The sequence below is a fragment of the Micromonospora sp. Mcm103 genome, assembly GCF_024519755.1.
Taxonomy (GTDB): Bacteria; Actinomycetota; Actinomycetes; order Mycobacteriales; family Micromonosporaceae; genus Micromonospora; species Micromonospora aurantiaca.
Window position 1 is genome coordinate 24,980 of the sequence record NZ_JALJRJ010000015.1, and the last position, 21,262, is coordinate 46,241.

Below are 21,262 nucleotides of genomic sequence, written 5' to 3' on the forward strand. Positions count from 1 at the left end.
TCTTACCGAGCCGTGTTGATGCGCTGAAAGCGCGACAGCACGGCCGCCCCTCCTGCGCGAGGGGCTTTTTTGTGCCCGCAGCAGACCGCCCACAATTTTTTCGAATCGATCCGCGCCGAGGAGACGCCATGAGTGAGGCAGCCGCACCGGCGACCGACATCCCCCCGTTCCGGTACACCGCCGCCCTGGCCGACGAGATCGAGCACCGCTGGCAGGACACCTGGGCGCGGGAGGGCACCTTCCACGCGCCGAACCCGGTCGGCCCGCTGGCCGACCCGGGCCACCCGCGGGCGGGCGCCGAGAAGATGTACGTGCTGGACATGTTCCCGTACCCGTCCGGTGCCGGCCTGCACGTCGGTCACCCGCTGGGCTACATCGGCACCGACTGCTACGCGCGTTACCAGCGGATGGCCGGGCGCAACGTGCTGCACGCGATGGGCTTCGACGCGTTCGGCCTGCCCGCCGAGCAGTACGCGGTGCAGACCGGCACCCACCCGCGGACCACCACCGAGGCCAACATCGAGCGGTTCAAGGCGCAGCTGCGCCGGCTGGGGCTGGCTCACGACGAGCGGCGCTCGGTGGCGACCATCGACACCGAGTTCTACCGCTGGACCCAGTGGATCTTCCTGCAGATCTTCAACTCCTGGTACGACGCGGACGCCAAGAAGGCCCGGCCGATCGCCGAGCTGATCGCCGAGTTCGAGGGCGGCACCCGCGCCACCCCGGACGGGCGTCCGTGGGCCGAGCTGACCGTGGGGGAGCGGCGCAAGGTCGTCGACGACCACCGCCTGGCGTACGTCTCGGAGGCGCCGGTGAACTGGTGCCCGGGACTGGGCACCGTGGTGGCCAACGAGGAGGTCACCGCCGACGGCCGGTCCGAGCGCGGCAACTTCCCGGTCTTCAAGCGCAACCTGAAGCAGTGGATGATGCGGATCACCGCGTACGGGGACCGGCTGCTGGAGGACCTGGACACACTGGACTGGCCGGAGCCGATCAAGCTGCAGCAGCGCAACTGGATCGGCCGGTCGACCGGCGCGCACATCGACTTCCCGACCGACGCCGCCCCGGTGCGGGTGTTCACGACCCGGCCGGACACCGTCTTCGGCGCCACCTACATGGTGCTGGCGCCCGAGCACGAACTGGTCGACGTGCTGACGCCGGCCGCCTGGCCGAGGGGGACGAAGGACGCCTGGACCGGCGGGCACGCCGGCCCGCGTGAGGCCGTCGAGGCGTACCGGAAGGCCGCCGCGGCCAAGACGGACGTGGAGCGGCAGGCGGACAGCAAGGAGAAGACCGGCGTCTTCGTCGGCGCCTACGCGACCAACCCGGTGACCGGCGGGCAGATGCCGATCTTCATCGCCGACTACGTGCTGGCCGGGTACGGCACCGGCGCGATCATGGCGGTGCCGGCCCAGGACGAGCGGGACTGGGACTTCGCCGAGGTCTTCGAGCTGCCGATCGTGCGGACCGTGCGGCCGCCGGAGGGCTTCGACGGCAAGGCGTACACCGGTGACGGCCCGGCGATCAACAGCGCCGCGCCGGAGCGCGGCATCGACCTGGACGGCCTGGGCGTCGCCGACGCGAAGGCCCGGATCATCGAGTGGCTGGAGGCGAACGGGCACGGCGCCGGCGCGGTCACCTGGCGGCTGCGCGACTGGCTGTTCTCCCGGCAGCGCTACTGGGGTGAGCCGTTCCCGATCGTCTACGACGAGACCGGGGCGCCGATCGCGCTGCCCGAGTCGATGCTGCCCGTCGAGCTGCCCGAGGTGGAGGACTTCTCGCCGAAGACGTTCGACCCGGAGGACGCCGACAGCACCCCGGAGACCCCGCTGTCGCGGCGGCGCGACTGGGTGGAGGTGGAGCTGGACCTGGGCGACGGGCCGAAGCGCTACACCCGCGAGACCAACGTGATGCCGCAGTGGGCCGGCTCCTGCTGGTACGAGCTGCGCTACCTGGACCCGGCCGACTCGCAGCGCTTCGCCGACCCGGAGAACGAGGCGTACTGGATGGGGCCGCGCCGCGACGGCGACTGCGGTGGCACCGACCTGTACGTCGGCGGCGCCGAGCACGCCGTGCTGCACCTGCTGTACGCGCGTTTCTGGCACAAGGTGCTGTACGACCTGGGCCACGTGTCGTCGTTCGAGCCGTTCCGCCGCCTGTTCAACCAGGGCATGATCCAGGCGTACGCGTTCGTCGACCCGCGCGGCGCCTACGTGCCCGCCGAGGAGGTCGTCGAGGTCGACGGCCGTTGGTTCCACGGCGAGACCGAGGTGCGGCGCGAGTACGGCAAGATGGGCAAGTCGCTGAAGAACGTGGTCACCCCGGACGACATGTGCGCGGCGTACGGCGCGGACACGTTCCGGGTGTACGAGATGTCGATGGGCCCGCTGGAGGTGTCCCGCCCGTGGGAGACCCGGGCCGTCGTCGGCGCGTACCGGTTCTTGCAGCGGGTCTGGCGCACCGTCGTCGACGAGCAGACCGGTGAGCTGCGGGTCACCGACGAGCCGGCCGACGAGGCGACCCGGCGGCTGCTGCACAAGGCGATCGACGGGGTCCGCGCCGACATGGACGGGATCCGGTTCAACACCGCCATCGCCAAGCTGATCGAGCTGACGAACGGCCTGACCCGGCTGGCGCGTACGCCGCGCGAGGTGGCCGAGCCGCTGGTGCTGATGGTCGCCCCGTTCGCCCCGCACATGGCCGAGGAGCTGTGGCGCAAGCTGGGCCACGAGACCTCGCTGGCGTACGCGGACTTCCCGGTCGCCGACCCGGCCCTGCTGGTGGCCGAGTCGGTCACCTACCCGGTGCAGGTGAACGGCAAGGTCCGGGGCCGGGTCGAGGTGCCCGCCGACGCGTCCGAGGAGACCGTCCGCGCGACCGCGCTGGAGGCGGTCGCGGGCGCGCTGGGCGGCAAGGAGCCGCGCAAGGTGATCGTGGTGAAGGGCCGGATGGTGTCTGTGGTCGCCTGACCGGCGGCCGTGTGCCGGAGGCGCGTCCCGCAGGCGGGGCGCGCCTCAACCCGGCGGCGGCTCCCCGTGGTCCGTCATGGGCACGCCGGCAGTGGCGGCAGCCGGTCCAGGCGCAGCAGCGAGTACGCGTGCCGCTCCGTGGGGACCGAGTTGTCGTCCGGGTCCATCAGCAGCGCCGAGCCCGAGACCATCGCCTGGGCGTGGTCCGCGGTCAGCCGGACGTACGAGCCGGTCCGCAGGTCGGCCACGTACCAGCCCAGGTGGTAGTCGAAGAGCACCAGGTCGCCGACCGCAGTGGGGCTGGCGATCCGGTGGAACGGGTCCTCGGTCGGTGGCCTGGCGCCGGGCGGCAGCGAGGGCGTAGCCGGCCGGGGAGGAGTGACCCGCAGGATCCGCACGGGTGCCGTCCAGTCCGGCCGCCAGACGGTCAGGTCGCGCTCGTCCCGGGACATCCAGGCCGTGGTGCGGCCGTCAGTGGTCATGTCCACCGTGGTCCCCGGTCCCAGGGCCGGCGGTGCCGGAGGGCCCGCCGTCTCATCCGGGCCGATCGCGTTCAGGCGGCCAGTGGCCCGGTCGAACCAGATCAGGTCGGCGCCGCGGAACCCGACAGCGCTCACCTGTCCGGTGGCCACCGTGCGGACCGTTCCGGCCGCCAGGTCGTGCAGGGTCAGCTCGGCCCGGTCCTTGTCGAGGATCCGGGTCACGGCGAGCTTCCCGTCCTGCAGCAGGAACGGGACGCCGCCCTGGTCGGCGCTCGCGACCTGCCGCGGCTCGGCCCCGGTCTCCGCGTCCCAGACGAAGAGTTCCGCGCCACCGGTGGAGTGCGGCGCCGCCCGGATGAGGTCGGAGCGTGCGTAGACCAGCCAGCGCCCGTCGAAGTCGCCCCACAGCGGGAAGGTGAACAGGTCCGGCATGGTGGCCACGACCCGTCGGTCGCCGTTCTTCTCCTGCTTGACCAGCAGCATCGGGAGACCGTCGCGCTGCACGGTGGCGAACGCGGAGCGGGCGTCCGGTGCCGGGGTGAGCCCTGACCACCGCTCCCCGGGCTCCTGCGGCAGCCGGCTGTCCCGGATCGCGTCCTGCCAGCTCTGCGGCATGGTGACCGGGCAGAAGTCGGCACGCGGCGCGGCGGTCACCTGCGTCGAGGGCATTCCCTCGGCCGTCGCCGGGGTGGCCGCCGGGTCTCCCGGGGTGCACGCGGCGAGCAGCGCCGCCGCGAGGACCGGAGCGAGGACGGCGGCGGCCCGGGAGCGGGCCGCGCGGGACGAGGGCCTCATGCTCGCGAATGCTAGGTAGCGCCGGTGCCGCGCGGTGACCGGTGGGCGGGATCGTCGTGCGGTCGTTACCGGGGCCGGTCCGGCCCGGAGGTCCTCCGCGCGGTCGTGCGCCTTCGCCGCCGGGTCAGCCGGCCGGTCCGGCAGACCGGCGCCGTTCGGCCCGCCACCAGCGGTGGATGATCAGCACACTGGCGATCAGGCCGAGGCTCGCAGGCGCAGCCGCGTACCAGTTGATCGAACCGGGACTTGTCGCGGCGGCGCCGATCGCCGCGTAGCCGATCGCGGTGGGGGCGGAGGCGATCACGCTGCCGGCCAGGAACGGCAGGATCCGGGCCGCGGTGGTGCCGTAGCCGTAGCTGACCAGGCCGAACCCGGCGATCGGCAGCAGCCGCACGGTGACCACGCCGAAGACGCTCTGCCGGGCGAACCAGCCGTCGAGGCGGGCCAGCCGGCCGCGGACCCGCTCGGCGACGAACTCGCGGCCCAGCACCCGGCCCACTGTGAAGCCGATGGCCGCCGCGAGCAGCGCCGCGCCGAGCGCGTACGCGGCGCCCTGCACCGGGCCGAAGATCGCGCCCGCGGCCAGCGTGACGAACGTCCGCGGCACCAGCGCCACCAGCAGCAGCGCGCCGCCGATCACCGCCGCGGGCGGGCCGTAGCCGCCGAGCGAGTCGGCGAGCCGGGGCAGGTCGGCCGGGTCCGGCCGGGGCACCAGCAGCAGCGTCACGCCGAACCCGGCGAGCAGCAGCAGGAGCAGCCCGAACCGGCGCACCGAGGGCTGCCGCAGCAACCCGGCGAGCCGGCGGGCCACCGGTCGCCGCCCCGGCCGGGCGGCGCCGGTCACGGCCTCGGGGCGGCGGCCACCGCGGTGCGGCGTTCGGAGCGGAGGCGGTCGGCCCAGGTGTCGTCGAGCGGCGGAAGCTGGTGGATGCCGGTCGCCCAGCGCAGCAGCAGGTCGGCCAGGTCGGGGTTGCGCGCCAGCGCCGGGCCGTGCGAGTAGGTGCCGAGCAGCTTGCCCCGCCACGCGCCCTCGGTGGCGCCGTCGTTGCCGACCCCGGTGGTGACCCGGGCCAGCGGGGACACGCCCGGGCCGAGGTGGGTGCGACCGCCGTGGTTCTCGAACCCGGACAGGTGCGGGATGCCCAGCCGCGGGTCGACCTCACCGGCCAGCTCGCCGACCGCCCGGGTGGGGCCGCGGTCGGAGGAGAGGTCGAGCAGCTCCAGGCCGGCGCAGCGGGTGCCCTTGGCGAAGAAGGAGGTGCCGAGCAGCTGGTAGCCGGCGCAGACGCCGAACACCACCGAACCCTGGGCCACCGCCCGGTGCAGACCGCCGTCGGCGATCAGGCGCTGGGCGCCGAGCGCCTGCGGGCCGTCCTCACCGCCGCCGAGCAGGTAGATGTCGGCGGTGGCGGGCAGCCGCTGGTCGGAGCGGACCTCCAGCACCTCGACCGGCATGCCGCGCAGCTGGGCCCGGCGGGCCAGGATCAGCGCGTTGCCCCGGTCGCCGTAGGTGGACAGCAGGTCGGGATAGATCCAGACGATGCGCAGGCTCTCAGTTGACACGGTCCAGCTCCGCTCGGATGTCCTGGAAGGCGGTGTAGTTGGCGATGACCTCCAGCCGGCCCGGCGGCACCGCGCGGACGGCCTCGTCGAAGCTGCGGACGTGCTGGAACGGCACGCCGTTCACTTCCAGCCGCACCGCCAGGTCGTACGCCCGGTCGCCGGTGATCAGCACCTGCCGGCCGGTCAGCGGGGAGAAGTCCACGTCGAACAGCCAGGAGGTGTCCAGCCCGTCGGGGTCGCGGGCGTTGATGGACAGCAGTGTCGGCGCGACGTCGGCCATGTCGAACGCCTCCAGCCAGCTCGCCGGGTTCTTCGCCAGCAGCAGCCGGATGTTGCGCCCGTCGCGGTCGACCTGGGCGTAGCGGCCGGCCACCGAGGTGACGGTGCCGAGCCGGGACACCGCGTCCACCGGGCGTACGCCGAACTCGGCGGCGACGGCCAGCGCGGTGGCCGCGTTGCCGAGGTTGACCTTGCCGGGGAGCTGGAGCTGGATCTTGTGCCAGGCGCCGGTGGGGTCGAGCACGCCGTCGTCCTCGACCGTCCAGTTCGGCTCGGGGCGGCGCAGCGGGCAGCCGGTGCACCACCACTGCTCGCCGGAGCGCTGGATGGTGGAGCCGCACTCGGGGCAGACCCAGGAGTCGTCGTGCCAGCGCTGCCCGGCGCTGAACCAGGTGACGTGCGGCGGCACGTGGCCCTGGGCCGGGTCGGCCGGCGGGCACGCGGCCCACACCACCATCGGGTCGTCGGCGTTGGCGACCACACGCACCCGCGGGTGCCGGACCAGGGCGGCGCGCCAGAGCTGCGCCATCATGGCGACCTCCTTGGCCCGGTCGAGCTGGTCGCGGGAGAGGTTGAGCAGCGCCACCACGTGCGGCTCGGTCGCCTCCAGCACCTGGGCGAGGTAGTGCTCGTCCACCTCCAGCACCGCGTACGGCGTGCTGCCGGCCTTTGCCAGCGCCGAGGTGTGGCCGGTGGGCATGTTCGCGCCGAAGGAGTTGGTGGCGACCCGGCCCAGCACGCCGACCGCGGCGGTGGTGAGCCGGGTGGTGGTGGTCTTGCCGTTGGTGCCGGACACCAGGGCGATGGCCCGCCCGGCCGAGAGGTGGGCGAGCAGGTCCGGGTCGATCTTGAGGCCGATCCAGCCGCCGATCACCGAGCCGTCGCCACGGCCCGCGGCCCGCGACAGCGCCGCGGCGGTGCGCGACACGGAGCTGGCCACCTTTGCCCGCAAGGGCATCTTCGCGTCCGTCACGCGAGCGAGGTTACCGGACCGCCACCTCCACCAGATCGCCGCCGACGGCGAACCGTTCGGCCGGGGTCGGCCCGGCGGACGGGCGGAGCGCGCGGGGCCGGACGGCGGCGGTCGATGTCGGGTAGCGGACGGTGTGGGGCGCGCCCCACCCCCTCCACTCCGCCCCACCCGCGTTGACGTGCGGTTTTGCGCGCGGAAACGCCACGCCGCGCGGGCGATTCTGGTTGCAGGTGGAGGGAAGTGGAGTAGAGTGGGGCGCGATGGTGAGGCCGGGAGGGCCACACCGGCCCGGGGGGTCAGCGGCGCCGCGAACGCCGCTCAGGGCGAGGGGGTTGGGCCGATGTTCCTCGGCACCCACACTCCGCGCCTGGACGACAAAGGCCGGTTGATCCTGCCGGCGAAGTTCCGGGACGAACTGGCGGGGGGTGTCGTGATCACCAAAGGGCAGGAGCGCTGCCTCTACGTCTTCCCGATGCCCGAGTTCCAGCGGATCGCGGACCAGTTGCGCGCGCAGCCGATGACGAGCAAGGCGGCCCGGGCCTACAGCCGGGTCTTCTTCGCCAGCGCGCACGACGAGGTGCCGGACAAGCAGGGGCGGGTCACGATTCCCGGCCACCTGCGGTCGTACGCGGCACTGGACCGGGATCTGGTCGTGATCGGAGCGAGCACCCGGGTGGAGATCTGGGACAGGGCGGCCTGGGAGGCCTACCTCGCGGAGAGCGAAGACGACTTCGCCGACATCGAGGAGGGGGTGCTGCCCGGCGGTCTGTAGGGCGTGACGGCGCCCGACGTACTGCGAGATCTCCAGCCGCTTTCGAGTTCCTGGCACCCCTTCCCCGGTGCCAGGCGCACGATCCGACACGGAGGGCCGCGGCCTCCGGCGGGCGGGAGCGGATGGGGATCTGGCGGTATGGCGAGGCGTCGTGGCGACGACGGACACGTGACGGAACGGTTGGCGAACGGGGTGGGGGTCGAGATGAGGGAGCTACGCGGCACGCATGTGCCGGTGCTGCTCGAGCGGTGTCTCGAGCTGCTGGCCCCCGCACTGGGCCGGCCCGGTCGCACCGTGCACGTCGACGCCACGCTCGGCCTGGCCGGGCACGCCGAGGCGGTGCTCTCGGCGCATCCGGACACGGTGCTGATCGGCCTGGACCGGGACACCGAGGCGCTCGCCCACGCGCGGGTCCGCCTGGCCCGGTTCGCCGACCGGATCCACCTGGAGCACGCCGTCTACGACGAGCTGCCCGAGGTGCTCGACCGGCTCGGTTACCCGGCGATCGACGGGGTGCTGTTCGACCTCGGCGTCTCGTCCCTGCAACTGGACGCGCCCGACCGCGGGTTCGCGTACGCACAGGACGCGCCGCTGGACATGCGGATGGACCAGACCCGGGGGGTGACCGCCGAAGAGGTGGTCAACACGTACTCCCACCCGGACCTGGCCCGCCTGCTGCGGGTGTACGGCGAGGAGAAGTTCGCCGGGAAGATCGCCTCGGCGATCATCCGGGAACGGGAGCGCAACCGGATCACGTCCTCGGCCCGGCTGGCCGAGCTGGTCCGGGACGCCATTCCGGCACCGGCCCGGCGAACCGGTGGACACCCGGCAAAGAGAACGTTTCAGGCTTTACGGATCGAGGTAAACAGAGAACTGGCAGCGCTGGAGACGGCGCTGCCGGCTGCTCTGGACAAGCTCACAGTGGGCGGCCGCATGGTGGTCCTGTCCTATCACTCGCTGGAGGACCGGCTCACCAAGCAGGCGCTCGCCGATCGGGTCCGCAGTAAGGGCCCGATCGACCTCCCGGTCGAACTGCCCGGGTCGGGCCCGACGTTCCGGCTGTTGAGCCGGGGCGCCGAGCTGCCCGGGGAGGCGGAGGTGGCCGCGAACCCGCGTGCCGCCTCGGTGCGGCTGCGTGCCGCGGAACGGCTCGATCCGGAGGCGGCCCGGCAGGGGCGTACCGACCGCGAACGGTACCGCCGCCGGGTGAAGGCGATGCACCAACCGGGGACGGGGTCACCGGGGTCCGGCGAGGACCCGCGGTCGGCCCCGGGGGACGCGAACGGGACGGACGAGGAGGGGGAGGGGACATGAACGTCGAGAAGCGCGACGGCCGGGGAGCCGTCGGGCAGCGCGCACCGCGGTCGGGGGGCCGGACCGCGGCGCAGCGCACCACGCGGGACACGACCGCGACCGACCGCCGGGAGCAGGCTCGCGCCCGGGGGGCGCGCGAGTTTCCGACGCAGGGCAGCGCCGCGCTGCGGCCGGCCGAGCGTACCCGGGTCACCGGTGCGCCCGCGCCGCGCCTGCGGGTCGCCCCGCCGGCGCCGATCCGGGTGCCCCGGGCTCCGTTCGTCGCGCTGATCCTGGTGCTGGTGGTCGGCGGGGTGCTGGGCATCCTGGCGGTCAACACCAAGATCAACGAGAACGCGTTCAAGCTGGAGAAGCTCCAGCAGCAGCAGGCCAAGCTGGACGTGGACGAGCAGGAGCTGAAGAAGGAGATCGCCAAGCAGGAGGCGCCCGGCAACCTGACCGCCAACGCCCGGCGGCTCGGCCTGGTCGAGTCCGAGGACCCGGCCTACATCCGGCTGCCGGACGGCCAGACCATCGGGGTGCCGCACCCCGCGCAGGGCGCCCCGTCGGTCACCAGCCCGCAGGGCAACGGAGGCTGAGCGATGCCGCCGAGATCGGATGATCCGCGCCGGGACGCCAATGGCTCCCGGCGCGGATCGTCGCGGGGGTCGGAGCCGCGCGAGCCGGGCCTCGGCGGGATCTCCGACGCCCGCGCGTACACCCCGCGCGGGCGGACCGTGCGCGAGGGCGGCGGCGCCGAGCAACGGCGTACCCCCCGGAGCAACCGGTCCGGCGACCCGTTCCGGCCCGCGTTGCAGGTGCTCGACGGCGGCCGGGCCGGCCGGGCCGGCACGCGCGAGCCCGCCACCGACGGCGCCCGGTCCGGGCGCCGGTCTACCGCCGCGGGCGGCCGGGCCGGCGTGGTGCGGACCGTCTCGTCCCGGCCGGTGCGGGAGCCGTTCGACGACGACGAGGACGCGCCTCCGCCGCGCCGCCGGTCCCAGCCGCGCCGCCCGGCCGCGCAACCCCGCAGGCCGGTACGCAAGCCGCGCCGGCCGCCGCGACTCGGCGACCCGCGCCGGCGGCTGCGGCTCGGCACCGTGCTGGCGCTGGCGCTGTTCGCCAGCATCGGCGTGCGGCTGGTCTACCTCCAGACCGTGGACACCCCGGCGTACGCCGACGGCGGCCTGCCCAACCGGCTCGCCGTGGTCGAGCTGCCGGCCCCGCGTGGGGCGATCCTCGACCGCAGCGGCGAGCCGCTGGCACACAGCGTCGAGGCCCGGTACGTGTTCGCCGACCCGACCCGGGTGAAGGACCGGTTCGCCACCGCGCGCCTGCTCTCCCCGCTGCTCGGCGTGCCCGTGTCCGACCTGGCCGAGAAGATGCGCCAGCGCACCCTGCCCGGCACCGACACCCCGTTGCAGTTCGTCTACCTGGCCCGCGGTGTGGAGATCGGCACCGCGAAGCGGATCATGGAGCTCGACCTGGCCGGCATCAACGTGCACCGTGACGAGCGGCGCGAGGTGCCCGGCGGCGACCTGGCCGCCAACCTGCTCGGCTTCGTCAGCCAGGACATGAACGGCCTGGAAGGGCTGGAGGCGAAGTACGACGACGTGCTGCGCGGACAGGCCGGTAAGCGGACCTACGAGGTGGGCCTCGGTGACCTGGCCGCGCCCATCCCGGGCGGCTACAGCCGCACCACCCAGCCGCAGCCGGGCAGCTCGCTGAAGCTCACCGTCGACCGGGACCTCCAGTTCATGACGCAGCGGATCCTGGCGAAGCAGACGGCCAAGGTGAAGGGCAGCGTCGGCGCCGCGGTGATCATCGAGGTGCCGAGCGGTGAGGTGCTGGCGCAGGCCAGCCAGCCGACGTACGACGCGGCGAACCCCACCAAGGTCGGCTCCCCGGCGGACCGGGACGACGCGGCCACCACGTTCGTGGTCGACCCCGGCTCGATCCACAAGGCGATCACCTACGGCGCGGCGCTCCAGGAGGGCGTGATCACGCCGGACACCAAGTTCCCGGTCTCCGACACGATCGTCCGGGGCGGCGTCACCTTCCGCGACACCCACCCGGCCGGCGGCCGCACCATGAGCATCCCCGGCATGCTTGCCTTCTCGTCGAACGTCGGCACCATCGAGATCGCCGAGAAGCTGGGCAAGGACCGTCTGTTCGACTACCAGAAGCGGTTCGGGCTGGGCGCGGCGACCGGCGAGGGCATGCCCGGCGAGGCCTCCGGCCGGCTGCTCCCGCCGGACCAGTGGAGCGGCTCGGCGTACGGGTCGGTGCCGATCGGGCACAGCGTGGACGCCACGCCGCTGCAGATGGCCGCCGCGTACGCCGCCATCGCCAACAACGGCACGTACGTGCAGCCGCACCTGGTCAAGGAGACCATCGGCGCGGACGGCAAGCGCAGCCCCGCCGCCGCGCCCACCACCCGCTCGGTGCTCAGCCCCGACAACGCGGCGGCGCTGCGCCGGATGATGGAGGCGGTCACCACGGTCGACGGCCCGGACGGCCAGGCCACCGGACTGGCCGCCGCCGTGCCCGGCTACCGGGTGGCCGGCAAGACCGGCACCGGGCTGCGCTACGAGAACGGCAAGGAGCAGCCCGGGCCGGTCGGCTCGTTCATCGGCATGGCCCCGGCGGAGAACCCCCGGTACGTGGTGGCGGTGTTCGTCTGGAGCCCCGGCGGCGAGGGCGGCGCGGTCGCCGCGCCCGCGTTCCGGGAGATGATGGGCTTCACTCTCCGCCACTACCGGGTGCCGCCGTCGCTGACCAACAAGTCCCCGAAGTTCGAGGTCTTTCCGCGCTGAGCGGGGGCGGCGGGACATCATCGGTGAGTGGCGACGAACCACCGGGGCGGCTGTGCGGTCGGAACCGGACGACCGGGTAGGGTCTGACGCCGTGCCCGGCAATCCACGTCCCACAACCGTGCGTCCCGTACGGCTCGGCGACCTCGCCGCCCGCGTGGCGGCGACTCTGCCGGAGGAGGCCGACGAACCGGCCGTCACCGGCGTGACCCACGCCAGCCAGGAGGTACGCCCCGGCGACCTGTACGCCGCCCTGCCCGGTGCCCGCCGCCACGGCGCGGAGTTCGCCGCCGCGGCGGCGGAGGCGGGCGCGGTGGCCCTGCTGACCGACCCGGCCGGCGCGGCGCTCGCCGCCGGCACCGGTCTGCCCGTGCTCGTCGTCGACGACCCGCGCGACGCGCTCGGCGAGGTGGCCGCGACCGTCTACGGCGACCCGACCGCCGGCCTGACCGTGATCGGGGTGACCGGCACCGCCGGCAAGACCTCCACCAGCTATCTGGTCGAGTCCGGGCTGCGCGCCGCCGGGCACGTCACCGGGCTGATCGGCACCGTGGAGACCCGCCTCGGCGATCTGGTGATCGACAGCGTCCGGACCACCCCGGAGGCCACCGACCTGCACGCCATGCTCGCGGTGGCCCGCGAGCACGGGGTGGACACGGTGGTGATGGAGGTGTCCAGCCACGCGCTCGCGATGGGCCGGGTCGGCGGCGTCCGGTTCGACGTCGGCGGCTACACCAACTTCGGCTCCGACCACCTGGACTTCCACGCCGACGAGGCGGACTACTTCGCGGCCAAGGCCAAGCTGTTCGACGGCCGCTGCCGGGTCGAGGTGCTCAACCACGACGACTCGGCGCTGCGCCCGCTGTACAAGCCCGGCACCGTCACCTACTCGGCGGCCGGTGACCCGGACGCGACCTGGTGGGCCGGGGGCATTGACGGCGAGGGGTACGCCCAGCGGTTCACCCTGCACGGCCCGGACGGGCTGACGCTGCCCACCGGCGTGGCGCTGCCCGGCCGGCACAACGTGGCGAACGCGCTGCTCGCGGTCGCCCTGCTGGTCGCCGCCGGGGTGGACCCGGAGACCGCGGCGCGCGGCGTGGCCGCCTGCGGCGGCGTGCCCGGCCGGCTGGAACTGGTCAGCGGCGACGCCCCGGTACGCGGGGTGGTCGACTACGCGCACAAGGCCAACGCGATCGAGGCGGTGCTCACCGCGCTGCGCGGCCTGACCGAGGGCCGGCTGATCTGCGTGCTCGGCGCCGGCGGCGACCGGGACCGGGGCAAGCGGCCGGTGATGGGCGGCGTGGCCGCGCGCGGCGCCGACGTGGTGCTGGTGACCGACGACAACCCGCGGACCGAGGACCCGGCCGCGATCCGGGCCGAGGTGCTCGCCGGCGCGTACGCCGCCGCGACCCCGGCCCGCGTCATCGAGGTGCCCGGGCGGCGGGCGGCGATCGAGGAGGCGGTCCGGGTGGCCGAACCGGGTGACGTGGTGGCGGTGCTTGGTAAGGGCCAGGAACGCGGCCAGGAGATCGGCGGCGAGGTGCTGCCGTTCGACGACCGGGTGGAGCTGGCGGCGGCGCTGCGCGCCCGCTTCGGTGACCTGGTGGGTCAGCGGTGATCCCGCTGACGCTGGCCGAGGTGGCCGCCGCCGTCGACGGCCGGCTCGTCGGCGCCGACCCGGACGCCCGGGTCACCGGCACCGTCGAGTTCGACTCCCGCAAGGTGAACCGGGGCGGGCTGTTCGTCGCCTTCCCCGGCGAGCGCGTCGACGGCCACGACTACGCGGCCGGCGCGATCTCGTCCGGCGCGGTCGCGGTGCTCGGCACCCGGGAGGTGCCGGGCGTGCCGATGGTGCTCGTCGGCGACGCGCTCGACGCGATGGGCCGGCTGGCCCGCGCGGTGGTGGACCGGCTGCCCGGGCTGACGGTGATCGGGCTGACCGGCTCGTCCGGCAAGACCACCACCAAGGACCTGATCGCCCAGCTCGCGGTCCGGCTCGGCCCGACTGTGGCGCCGCCCGGCTCGTTCAACAACGAGCTGGGGCACCCGTACACGGCGTTGCAGGCCACGCCGGAGACCCGCTACCTGGTGATGGAGAAGGGCGCCCGCGGGGTCGGGCACGTCCGCTACCTGTGCGACGTGGTGCCGCCGCGGATCTCGGTGGTGCTCAACGTCGGCGTGGCGCACCTGGGCGAGTTCGGCTCGGTGGAGGCCATCGCGCTCGCGAAGGGCGAGCTGGTCGAGGCGCTGCCCTCCGACGGGCTGGCGGTGCTCAACGCCGACGACCCGCGGGTGGACGCGATGGCGTCGCGTACCCGGGCCCGGGTGGTGCGCTACGGCGAGTCGGAGCGCGCCGACGTGCGCGCCGTGGACGTGACGCTCGACGGCCGGGGACGGCCCTCGTACACCCTTGTCACCCCGGAGGGCAGCGCGCCGGTGCGGCTCGGGCTCACCGGCCGGCACCAGGTCTCCAACTCGCTCGCCGCCGCGGCGGTCGGCCGGGAACTGGGCCTGCCGCTGCCCGACCTGGCGGCGGCGCTCAACGAGCTGGGCCTGGTCTCCACCCGGCGGATGGACGTCTTCGAGCGTCCCGACGGCGTGACCGTGATCGACGACTCGTACAACGCCAACCCGGCCTCCACCGGCGTGGCGCTGCGGGCGTTGGCCAGCATGCGCGGCGACGGGCGTACCGTCGCGGTGCTCGGCTACATGGCCGAGCTGGGTGACTTCGAACTTCAGGGGCATCAGCAGGTCGGCCGGCTCGCGGCCGAACTGGGAGTGGACCGGCTGCTCGTGGTGGGCGAGCCGGCGGCGCCGATCCACGAGGGCGCGACAGCGGTAGGTAATTGGGGAGGAGAGTCGGTGCTGCTCACCGATCAGGCGGCGGCCGTCGAGGTGCTGCGGAGCGAGCTGCGTCCGGGGGACGTGGTGCTGGTGAAGGGCTCCCGGTACCGGACCTGGGAGGTGGCCGACGCGCTGCGCGCGGACGCCCCGGACGGTGCGACGGAGGGCGGCGCCGCATGAGGGCGGTCATCGTCGCCATCGGGGTCGCGTTCCTGATCTCACTGTTCTGCACGCCGATCGCGATCAAGGTGTTCGCCCGGCTCAAGGCCGGCCAGCCGATCCGATCGAACCTCGGGCTCGCCAGCAACGAGGGCAAGAAGGGCACGCCGACGATGGGCGGCGTGGTCTTCATCCTGGCCACGGTCATCGCGTACGTGGCCGGGCACCTGGCCCTGACCACGCTGCCGGACGCGCAGATCGCGCAGGTCGAGCCGACCATCACGGCGCTGGTGCTGCTGGGGCTGATGGTGTTCTCCGGCGCGGTCGGCTTCATCGACGACTTCCTGAAGGTCCGCAAGCGGCACAGCGGCGGTCTCAACAAGCGGGGCAAGCTGGCCGGGCAGATCCTGGTCGGCGCGGTGTTCGGCGCGGTGGCCGTCTACTTCCCGTCGAGCATGACCGACGCCGGCGGCAACGCGACGAACACCGAGACGGTGGGCAGCACCACGCTGAGCTTCATCCGGGACATCCCGGCGCTGGAGATCGGCAAGATCGGCGCGGTGATCGTCATCATCATGGTGGTCATGGCGGCCACCAACGGCGTCAACCTCACCGACGGCCTGGACGGCCTGGCCACCGGCGCCTCGGTGATGGTGCTGGCGGCGTACGCGCTGATCGCGTTCTGGCAGTACCGGCACTGGTGCGCCGACCCGAACTACACCGAGTCGTACTGCTACGCCGTGCGCGACCCGCTGGAGATCGCGCTGATCGCCGGCGCGGCGGCCGGCGCGTGCGTGGGCTTCCTGTGGTGGAACACGTCCCCGGCGCGGATCTTCATGGGCGACACCGGCGCGCTCGGACTGGGCGGCCTGATCGCCGGCATGGCGATGTCCACCCGCACCATCCTGCTGCTGCCGATCCTGGGCGGCCTCTTCGTGATCATCACGATGTCCGTGGTCATCCAGATCATCTCCTTCCGTACCACCGGCAAGCGCGTGTTCCGGATGTCGCCGTTGCAGCACCACTTCGAGCTGGCGGGCTGGAGCGAGGTCAACATCGTGGTCCGGTTCTGGATCATCGCCGGCATCGGCGTGGCCATCGCGCTGGGCCTGTTCTACAGCGAGTTCCTCGCCGCGGTCAGCTGACGCCCCGGGTGTAGGGAAGGGCCCCTTATTAACAGACGTCTGTTAATAAGGGGCCCTTCCTTCAGATCCGACACGCCGACCGGGCGGTTGCGCCACGGGCGGGCGGTTCGAACGGCCATGATGGGCCTGTGGGGGAGGGACGAGACATCCAGGTGACCAGCGACCCGCCGGCCCGCCGTGCCCCGGCGGCCACGCCCCCGGCCGAACCGCCGGCCGCACGCTGGGATCCGGCCGGTGGCCTGGCCGCGCTGCGCGGCCTGCTGGCCCGGCCGCTGGCCTCGTACTACCTGCTGTTGTCCAGCGCCGGCCTGCTGCTGCTGATCGGCCTCACCATGGTCTTCTCCGCCACGAGCGTGAAGGACTTCGCCGAGGGCGGCGACGCGTCCGCGTCGCTGACCAAGCAGGCCGTGTTCGCGGTGATCGGCATCGGCGCGTTCTGGGCCTGCCAGCGGCTGCCTGCGCGCACGTTCCGGGCGGTCAGCCGTCCGGCGCTCGGCGTGGCGGTGGCGCTGCTGCTCACGCTCAACCTGCTCGTCGCGCTGAACTCGCTGTTCGGGGTGACCTCGATCGGGCCGCTGAAGGCCGAACTGCTCTGGCTCTCCCTCGGCCCGATCTCGCTGCAGCCGGTCGAGGTGGCGAAGTTCGCGCTGGTGCTGTGGGCGGCGCACGTGCTGGCCCGCAAGGGCGCCGCGCTGGGCTGGTGGAAGGAACTGGCCACGCCGCTGTTCCCGGTGGTGGGCCTGCTGTTCGTGCTCGTCGGCTACAACGACCTGGGCAGCATGCTCTGCCTGCTGGCGCTGGTGGTCGGGATGCTCTGGGCGGCGGGCGTACGGGCCCGCGTCTTCGCCGCGCTGTCCACGATCGGCCTGGCCGGCGTCGGCCTGCTGGTGGCCGCCGCCTCGCTGGGCGCCGGCTCCGGCTCCCGGGACGCCGACAACTACCGGCTCGGCCGCCTCACCATGTGGCTCGACCCGCCCGACCCGAAGACCTGCTTCGAGCAGCAGCTCGACTACTGCTACCAGCTCGTGCAGGCCCGCTACGCGATCGGCAACGGCGGCTGGTTCGGCGTCGGCCTGGGACAGAGCTCGCTGAAGTGGAACTACCTGCCCGAGGCGCACAACGACTTCATCTTCGCCATCGTCGCCGAGGAACTGGGCGTGGTCGGCTGCACTGTGGTCCTGACGCTGTTCGCCGTGCTCGCGTACACCGGGATGCGGATCGCCCGCCGGGTCGAGGACCCGTTCCGCCGGCTCGCCGCCGCCGGCGTGACCGCCTGGCTGGTCGGCCAGGCCGTCATCAACATCGGTGGCGTGACCGGCCTGCTGCCGCTGACCGGCGTACCGCTGCCGTTCATCTCCGACGGCGGCAGCGCCTTGGTGGTGACGCTCGCCGCGATCGGCATGCTCGCCTCGTTCGCCCGCGCCGAGCCGGACGCGGCGCGAGCGCTGCATGCCCGTCCGCCCGCCCGATGGGTCCGACTAGTGTGGGCCCCGTTGCCGCCGCTTCCCGGCCGGCGTCGCCGACCGGCGCCGCCCCCGGCCGACCGAGGGTCCGTGCCCCGGTCCCGTCAGCGGCGGCAGGACGACCAGGCCGCGCCCCGCGGCGCCCGGTCCGACCGGGCGCGCGCCGGCGCGGCGAGCGAGAGGAGACGCTGATGGGTCCGCTGCGTTCGGTGGTGCTCTGCGGAGGGGGTACGGGCGGGCACATCTACCCGCTGCTCGCCTTCGCCGACTGCCTGCGCCGACACGACCCGAGCGTCCGGATCACCTGTCTGGGCACACCCAAGGGGCTGGAGAACGAGCTGATCCCGCCGGCCGGCTACGACCTGCGGCAGATCCCGGCCTACCAGCTGCCCCGGTCGGTGAACATGAGCCTGGTGCGTACCCCGGACCGGATGTGGAAGGCGGCGCGCGCGGCGGGCAAGGTGATCGACGAGGTCCAGGCCGACGCCGTGGTCGGCTTCGGCGGGTACGTCTCGGTGCCGGGTTACCTGGCCGCGTGGCGGCGGGAGCTGCCGATCGTCATCCACGAGGTGAACGTGCCGCCGGGCGTGGCGAACCGGCTCGGGATGAAGTTCACCAAGAACGTCGCGGTGGGTTTCCCGCACCAGCCGGCCCAGGCCGAGGCGCTGCGCGACGCCCGGGTGGTCGGTGTTCCGCTGCGCCGGGGCATCGCGGGGCTGGACCGGGCCGCGCTGCGTGACGCCGCCCGCGCCCACTTCGGACTCCGTCCCGACCTGCCGGTGCTGTTCGTCGCCGGTGGCTCGCAGGGCGCCCGCTCGATCAACCTGGCCGTCTCCGGCGCGGCGAAGGAACTGGCCCGCAACGGCGTGCAGGTGCTGCACGTCATCGGCGCCCGCAACGAGCCGGTCTCCGTGCCCACCGACCTGCCGGTGCCGTACGTCACGCTGCCGTATCTGTCCGAGATGGAGCTGGGGTACGCCGCGGCCGACCTGATGCTGGCCCGGGGCGGCGCGATGACCTGCGCCGAGGTGGCCGCGATCGGCCTGCCCACCGTCTACGTGCCCTACCCGCACAGCAACCAGGAGCAGAAGCGCAACGCGCTGCCGGTGGTGGAGGCGGGCGGTGGCCTGCTTGTCGACGACGCCGAGATGACCCCGGCCTGGGTGGAGCGGACGGTGATCCCGCTGATCCGGGACCCGCAGCGGCTGTACGCGATGAGCCACGCCGCAGCCGGCTACGGCCGCCGCGACGGCGACGTGGCGTTGCTGAACTTCGTCTACGAGGCGGTGGCCCGCTGATGAGGGACACCGCGACGGGAAGGTACGTCTGATGAACACCGCGCAGTTCACGCCCGCCGGCACCATGACGGCGGAGGACCTGGGCCGGATCCACCTGATCGGGGTGGGCGGGGTCGGGATGGCCGGGCTGGCCCGGCTGTTCCTCACCCGGGGCCTGCCGGTCTCCGGCAGCGAGCTGCGGGAGTGGCCGTCGCTGGCCGGCCTGCGGGCACTCGGCGGCACCATCCACTCCACCCACGAGGCGTCCAACCTCGACGGGGTGGACACGGTGGTCTACTCCTCGGCGATCCCGCAGGACCACCTGGAGATGGTGGAGGCGCGCCGGCGCGGGCTGCGGGTGCTGCACCGCTCCGAGGCGCTCGCCGCGGCGATGACGGGCCGCCGCACGGTGGCGGTGGCCGGCACCCACGGCAAGACGTCCACCACGTCGATGGTCACCATGGTGCTCCAGCAGGCCGGCACCGACCCGTCGTTCGTGATCGGCGGCGAGATCTCCGAGGTGGGTTCCGGCGCGCACCACGGCACCGGCGAGCACTTCGTGGTCGAGGCGGACGAGAGCGACCGCTCCTTCCTCATCTACCGCCCGTTCGTGTCGATCATCACGAACGTCGAGGCGGACCACCTCAACACCTACGGTGACCTGGCCACCCTGGAGGCGGCGTTCGCCGAGTTCGCCCGGCTCACCGACCCGGCCGGCTTCGTGATCACCTGCGCCGACGACGCGGGCGGGCGCCGGCTGGCCGAGACGCTGCGCGCCGAGGGCCGCCGGGTCTGGACGTACGGCGAGTCCGCCGACGCGGACCTGCGGATGAGCGAGGTCGTCTCGTCCGCGCACGGGGTGCGCTACCAGGCCGAGGTCGAGGGCCGGCCGCTGGGCGAGATCCGGCTGCCCGTACCGGGCCGGCACATGGCGCTCAACAGCGCCGCCGCGGTGCTCGCCGCGTACCTGCTGGAACTGCCGGTGGCCGCGGCGGAGGCCGCGCTCGGCGCGTTCCCCGGCGTGCGGCGGCGCTTCGAGCGCAAGGGCGTGGCCGACGGCGTGCTGGTCTACGACGAGTACGCCTACCACCCGACCTCGATGACGCTGGCGTTGCAGACGCTGCGCGAGGTCGCCGGCGACGGCCGGCTGATCGTGGTGTTCCAGCCGTACCGGCTCTACCGCACCCGCGACAACCAGGCGGAGATCGCCGCCGCGCTCGGCATCGCCGACGAGGTGGTGCTGCTGGAGGTCTTCGGCCCCGGTGAGACGCGTCGCCCCGGCGAGGGCTCGGCCGCACTGATCCAGGAGGTGTCGCTGCCGGCCGAACGCAAGGTGTTCGTCGAGTCGTGGGACGACGTGCCGGCCGAGGTGGCCCGGCGGGCGCGGACCGGCGACGTGGTGGTGACCATGGGCGCGCCGCCGATCTCGCTGATGGGTGACCAGTTGCTCGACGCCCTGCTCGCCCGCTCCGCCGGGGGCACGGGGCTCGGCGCCGGCGTCGACCCGGACGGCGCGGCGACCCCGGCCGGATGAGTCCCGGTCCGGCCCGCGGCCGTACCCCTGGACCGGACGGCGGCGGCGGGCGGCGCAGCCCGGCCCGGCGCTGGCAGCTCGTGCGGGCGAACGCGGACGCGGTGCCGCCGTCGACCCGCCGGTTCATGGCCCGGGCCCGGCAGCGGCGGATGCGGGCGGCGCTGCCGTGGGCGGTCGCCGCGGCGGTGCTCGCCGTCGCGGGCCTGGTGGCGTGGACGGTGCTGGGCACCGGCCTGTTCGGCGTCCGCGAGGTACGGGTGGTCGGCGCGCGGCTGGTCACCCCGGTGCAGATCCGCGACGCCGCGGCGGTGCCGGACAATGCGCCGCTGGCCCGGGTGGACCTGGACGCGACCGCGCGCAAGGTCGGCACGCTGCCGCCGGTGGCGAGCGCGACTGTGGAACGGGAGTGGCCGGGCACGCTGGTGATCCGGGTGCGGGAGCGCACCCCGGTGGCGGCGGTGCCGCAGGGTGAGGGCTTCGTGGTCGTCGACGGCTCGGGCGTGGTGTTCCAGCGCCTGGACCGGGCGCCGGACGGGTTGCCGCAGGTCCGGGTGGCCCGGCCGGGCCCCGACGACCCGGGTACGCGGGCCGGGCTGGCGGTGCTCGCGGCGCTGGGGGAGAAGCTGCGCGCGGAGCTGGTCGCGGTGGACGTGGCCGGCCTGGCCCGGATCACGCTGCTGCTGCGCGGTGAGCGTCAGGTGTTCTGGGGCGACGCCTCCCGGGGCACCGACAAGTCGACGGTGGCGACCGCTCTGCTGAGCCGCAAGGCGGACCGGATCGACGTCAGCGCGCCGGACGTGGTCACGTTCGAGTGACCCGAGGCTCAGCGGGCGGGCGCTGTGTCCCCTGTCGCTCGGTCGGCGACACGCCGGAACAGGTCCTTGGCTCCTGGCGCGGCGGC

Annotated in this window: 16 protein-coding genes; 12 read left to right on the top strand and 4 right to left on the bottom strand. The window is 73.8% G+C overall.

Annotated elements, in window-relative coordinates:
• Positions 1-128: 128 nt before the first annotated feature.
• Positions 129-2,969, top strand: coding sequence for a leucine--tRNA ligase (gene leuS / locus OC439_RS18955; RefSeq protein WP_262014586.1), 2,841 nt, complete (start codon positions 129-131; stop codon positions 2,967-2,969).
• 74 nt (positions 2,970-3,043) lie between these two features.
• Here leuS and OC439_RS18960 read toward each other — a convergent pair whose 3' ends face one another.
• From OC439_RS18960 to OC439_RS18975, 4 genes are all read right to left on the bottom strand, one after another.
• A complete protein-coding gene (locus OC439_RS18960) occupies positions 3,044-4,246 on the bottom strand; it encodes a hypothetical protein (protein ID WP_262014587.1) in 1,203 nt (400 codons plus the stop codon).
• A gap of 124 nt (positions 4,247-4,370) precedes the next feature.
• Positions 4,371-5,057 (bottom strand): TVP38/TMEM64 family protein, encoded by a 687-nt coding sequence (locus tag OC439_RS18965; protein WP_410054935.1) that lies wholly within the window; start codon positions 5,055-5,057, stop codon positions 4,371-4,373.
• Between the two features lie 29 nt (positions 5,058-5,086).
• Positions 5,087-5,809 carry a type 1 glutamine amidotransferase gene (locus OC439_RS18970; protein ID WP_013287612.1) on the bottom strand — a complete coding sequence of 241 codons (723 nt, stop codon included), beginning with the start codon at positions 5,807-5,809 and terminating at the stop codon, positions 5,087-5,089.
• Positions 5,799-7,046 (bottom strand): MurT ligase domain-containing protein, encoded by a 1,248-nt coding sequence (locus tag OC439_RS18975; RefSeq protein ID WP_128138608.1) that lies wholly within the window; start codon positions 7,044-7,046, stop codon positions 5,799-5,801. The genes OC439_RS18970 and OC439_RS18975 overlap by 11 nt, the downstream gene beginning before the upstream one ends.
• Before the next feature lie 355 nt (positions 7,047-7,401).
• On the opposite strand from OC439_RS18975, the gene mraZ reads away from it, so the two are divergent.
• From mraZ to OC439_RS19030, 11 genes are all read left to right on the top strand, one after another.
• The gene (mraZ, locus tag OC439_RS18980) at positions 7,402-7,833 is read left to right on the top strand and encodes a division/cell wall cluster transcriptional repressor MraZ (RefSeq protein ID WP_073831045.1); all 432 of its coding nucleotides are present in this window, start codon (positions 7,402-7,404) and stop codon (positions 7,831-7,833) included.
• Between the two features lie 204 nt (positions 7,834-8,037).
• The gene (gene rsmH / locus OC439_RS18985; protein WP_262014589.1) at positions 8,038-9,147 is read left to right on the top strand and encodes a 16S rRNA (cytosine(1402)-N(4))-methyltransferase RsmH; all 1,110 of its coding nucleotides are present in this window, start codon (positions 8,038-8,040) and stop codon (positions 9,145-9,147) included.
• Complete coding sequence (locus tag OC439_RS18990; protein ID WP_262014590.1) at positions 9,144-9,725, top strand: hypothetical protein; 582 nt, start codon at positions 9,144-9,146, stop codon at positions 9,723-9,725. The genes rsmH and OC439_RS18990 overlap by 4 nt, the downstream gene beginning before the upstream one ends.
• A 3-nt stretch (positions 9,726-9,728) precedes the next feature.
• Positions 9,729-11,942 carry a peptidoglycan D,D-transpeptidase FtsI family protein gene (locus OC439_RS18995; protein WP_262014591.1) on the top strand — a complete coding sequence of 738 codons (2,214 nt, stop codon included), beginning with the start codon at positions 9,729-9,731 and terminating at the stop codon, positions 11,940-11,942.
• A gap of 52 nt (positions 11,943-11,994) precedes the next feature.
• On the top strand, positions 11,995-13,557 hold the full coding sequence (locus OC439_RS19000; protein WP_262014592.1) for a UDP-N-acetylmuramoyl-L-alanyl-D-glutamate--2,6-diaminopimelate ligase: 1,563 nt from the start codon (positions 11,995-11,997) through the stop codon (positions 13,555-13,557).
• On the top strand, positions 13,554-14,963 hold the full coding sequence (gene murF / locus OC439_RS19005) for a UDP-N-acetylmuramoyl-tripeptide--D-alanyl-D-alanine ligase (protein ID WP_262014593.1): 1,410 nt from the start codon (positions 13,554-13,556) through the stop codon (positions 14,961-14,963). The genes OC439_RS19000 and murF overlap by 4 nt, the downstream gene beginning before the upstream one ends.
• The gene (gene mraY, locus OC439_RS19010) at positions 14,960-16,087 is read left to right on the top strand and encodes a phospho-N-acetylmuramoyl-pentapeptide-transferase (protein WP_091420798.1); all 1,128 of its coding nucleotides are present in this window, start codon (positions 14,960-14,962) and stop codon (positions 16,085-16,087) included. The genes murF and mraY overlap by 4 nt, the downstream gene beginning before the upstream one ends.
• A 152-nt stretch (positions 16,088-16,239) precedes the next feature.
• A complete protein-coding gene (locus OC439_RS19015) occupies positions 16,240-17,742 on the top strand; it encodes an FtsW/RodA/SpoVE family cell cycle protein (RefSeq protein WP_370584962.1) in 1,503 nt (500 codons plus the stop codon).
• Entirely contained in the window at positions 17,742-18,848 is a 1,107-nt protein-coding gene (murG, locus tag OC439_RS19020; protein WP_030500243.1) for an undecaprenyldiphospho-muramoylpentapeptide beta-N-acetylglucosaminyltransferase, read from the top strand. The genes OC439_RS19015 and murG overlap by 1 nt, the downstream gene beginning before the upstream one ends.
• A 31-nt stretch (positions 18,849-18,879) precedes the next feature.
• Positions 18,880-20,361 carry a UDP-N-acetylmuramate--L-alanine ligase gene (murC, locus tag OC439_RS19025; protein WP_262014594.1) on the top strand — a complete coding sequence of 494 codons (1,482 nt, stop codon included), beginning with the start codon at positions 18,880-18,882 and terminating at the stop codon, positions 20,359-20,361.
• A complete protein-coding gene (locus OC439_RS19030; RefSeq protein WP_262014595.1) occupies positions 20,358-21,176 on the top strand; it encodes a cell division protein FtsQ/DivIB in 819 nt (272 codons plus the stop codon). The genes murC and OC439_RS19030 overlap by 4 nt, the downstream gene beginning before the upstream one ends.
• Positions 21,177-21,262: the final 86 nt, after the last annotated feature.

Bases quoted from the DNA above. Each gene is read 5' to 3' on its own strand.
- leuS (WP_262014586.1), top strand. From the start codon at position 129: ATGAGTGAGGCAGCCGCACCGGCGACCGACATCCCCCCGTTCCGGTAC.
- OC439_RS18960 (WP_262014587.1), bottom strand. From the start codon at position 4,246: ATGAGGCCCTCGTCCCGCGCGGCCCGCTCCCGGGCCGCCGCCGTCCTC.
- OC439_RS18975 (WP_128138608.1), bottom strand. From the start codon at position 7,046: ATGCCCTTGCGGGCAAAGGTGGCCAGCTCCGTGTCGCGCACCGCCGCG.
- mraZ (WP_073831045.1), top strand. From the start codon at position 7,402: ATGTTCCTCGGCACCCACACTCCGCGCCTGGACGACAAAGGCCGGTTG.
- rsmH (WP_262014589.1), top strand. From the start codon at position 8,038: ATGAGGGAGCTACGCGGCACGCATGTGCCGGTGCTGCTCGAGCGGTGT.
- OC439_RS18990 (WP_262014590.1), top strand. From the start codon at position 9,144: ATGAACGTCGAGAAGCGCGACGGCCGGGGAGCCGTCGGGCAGCGCGCA.
- OC439_RS18995 (WP_262014591.1), top strand. From the start codon at position 9,729: ATGCCGCCGAGATCGGATGATCCGCGCCGGGACGCCAATGGCTCCCGG.
- mraY (WP_091420798.1), top strand. From the start codon at position 14,960: ATGAGGGCGGTCATCGTCGCCATCGGGGTCGCGTTCCTGATCTCACTG.
- murG (WP_030500243.1), top strand. From the start codon at position 17,742: ATGGGTCCGCTGCGTTCGGTGGTGCTCTGCGGAGGGGGTACGGGCGGG.
- murC (WP_262014594.1), top strand. From the start codon at position 18,880: ATGAACACCGCGCAGTTCACGCCCGCCGGCACCATGACGGCGGAGGAC.
- OC439_RS19030 (WP_262014595.1), top strand. From the start codon at position 20,358: ATGAGTCCCGGTCCGGCCCGCGGCCGTACCCCTGGACCGGACGGCGGC.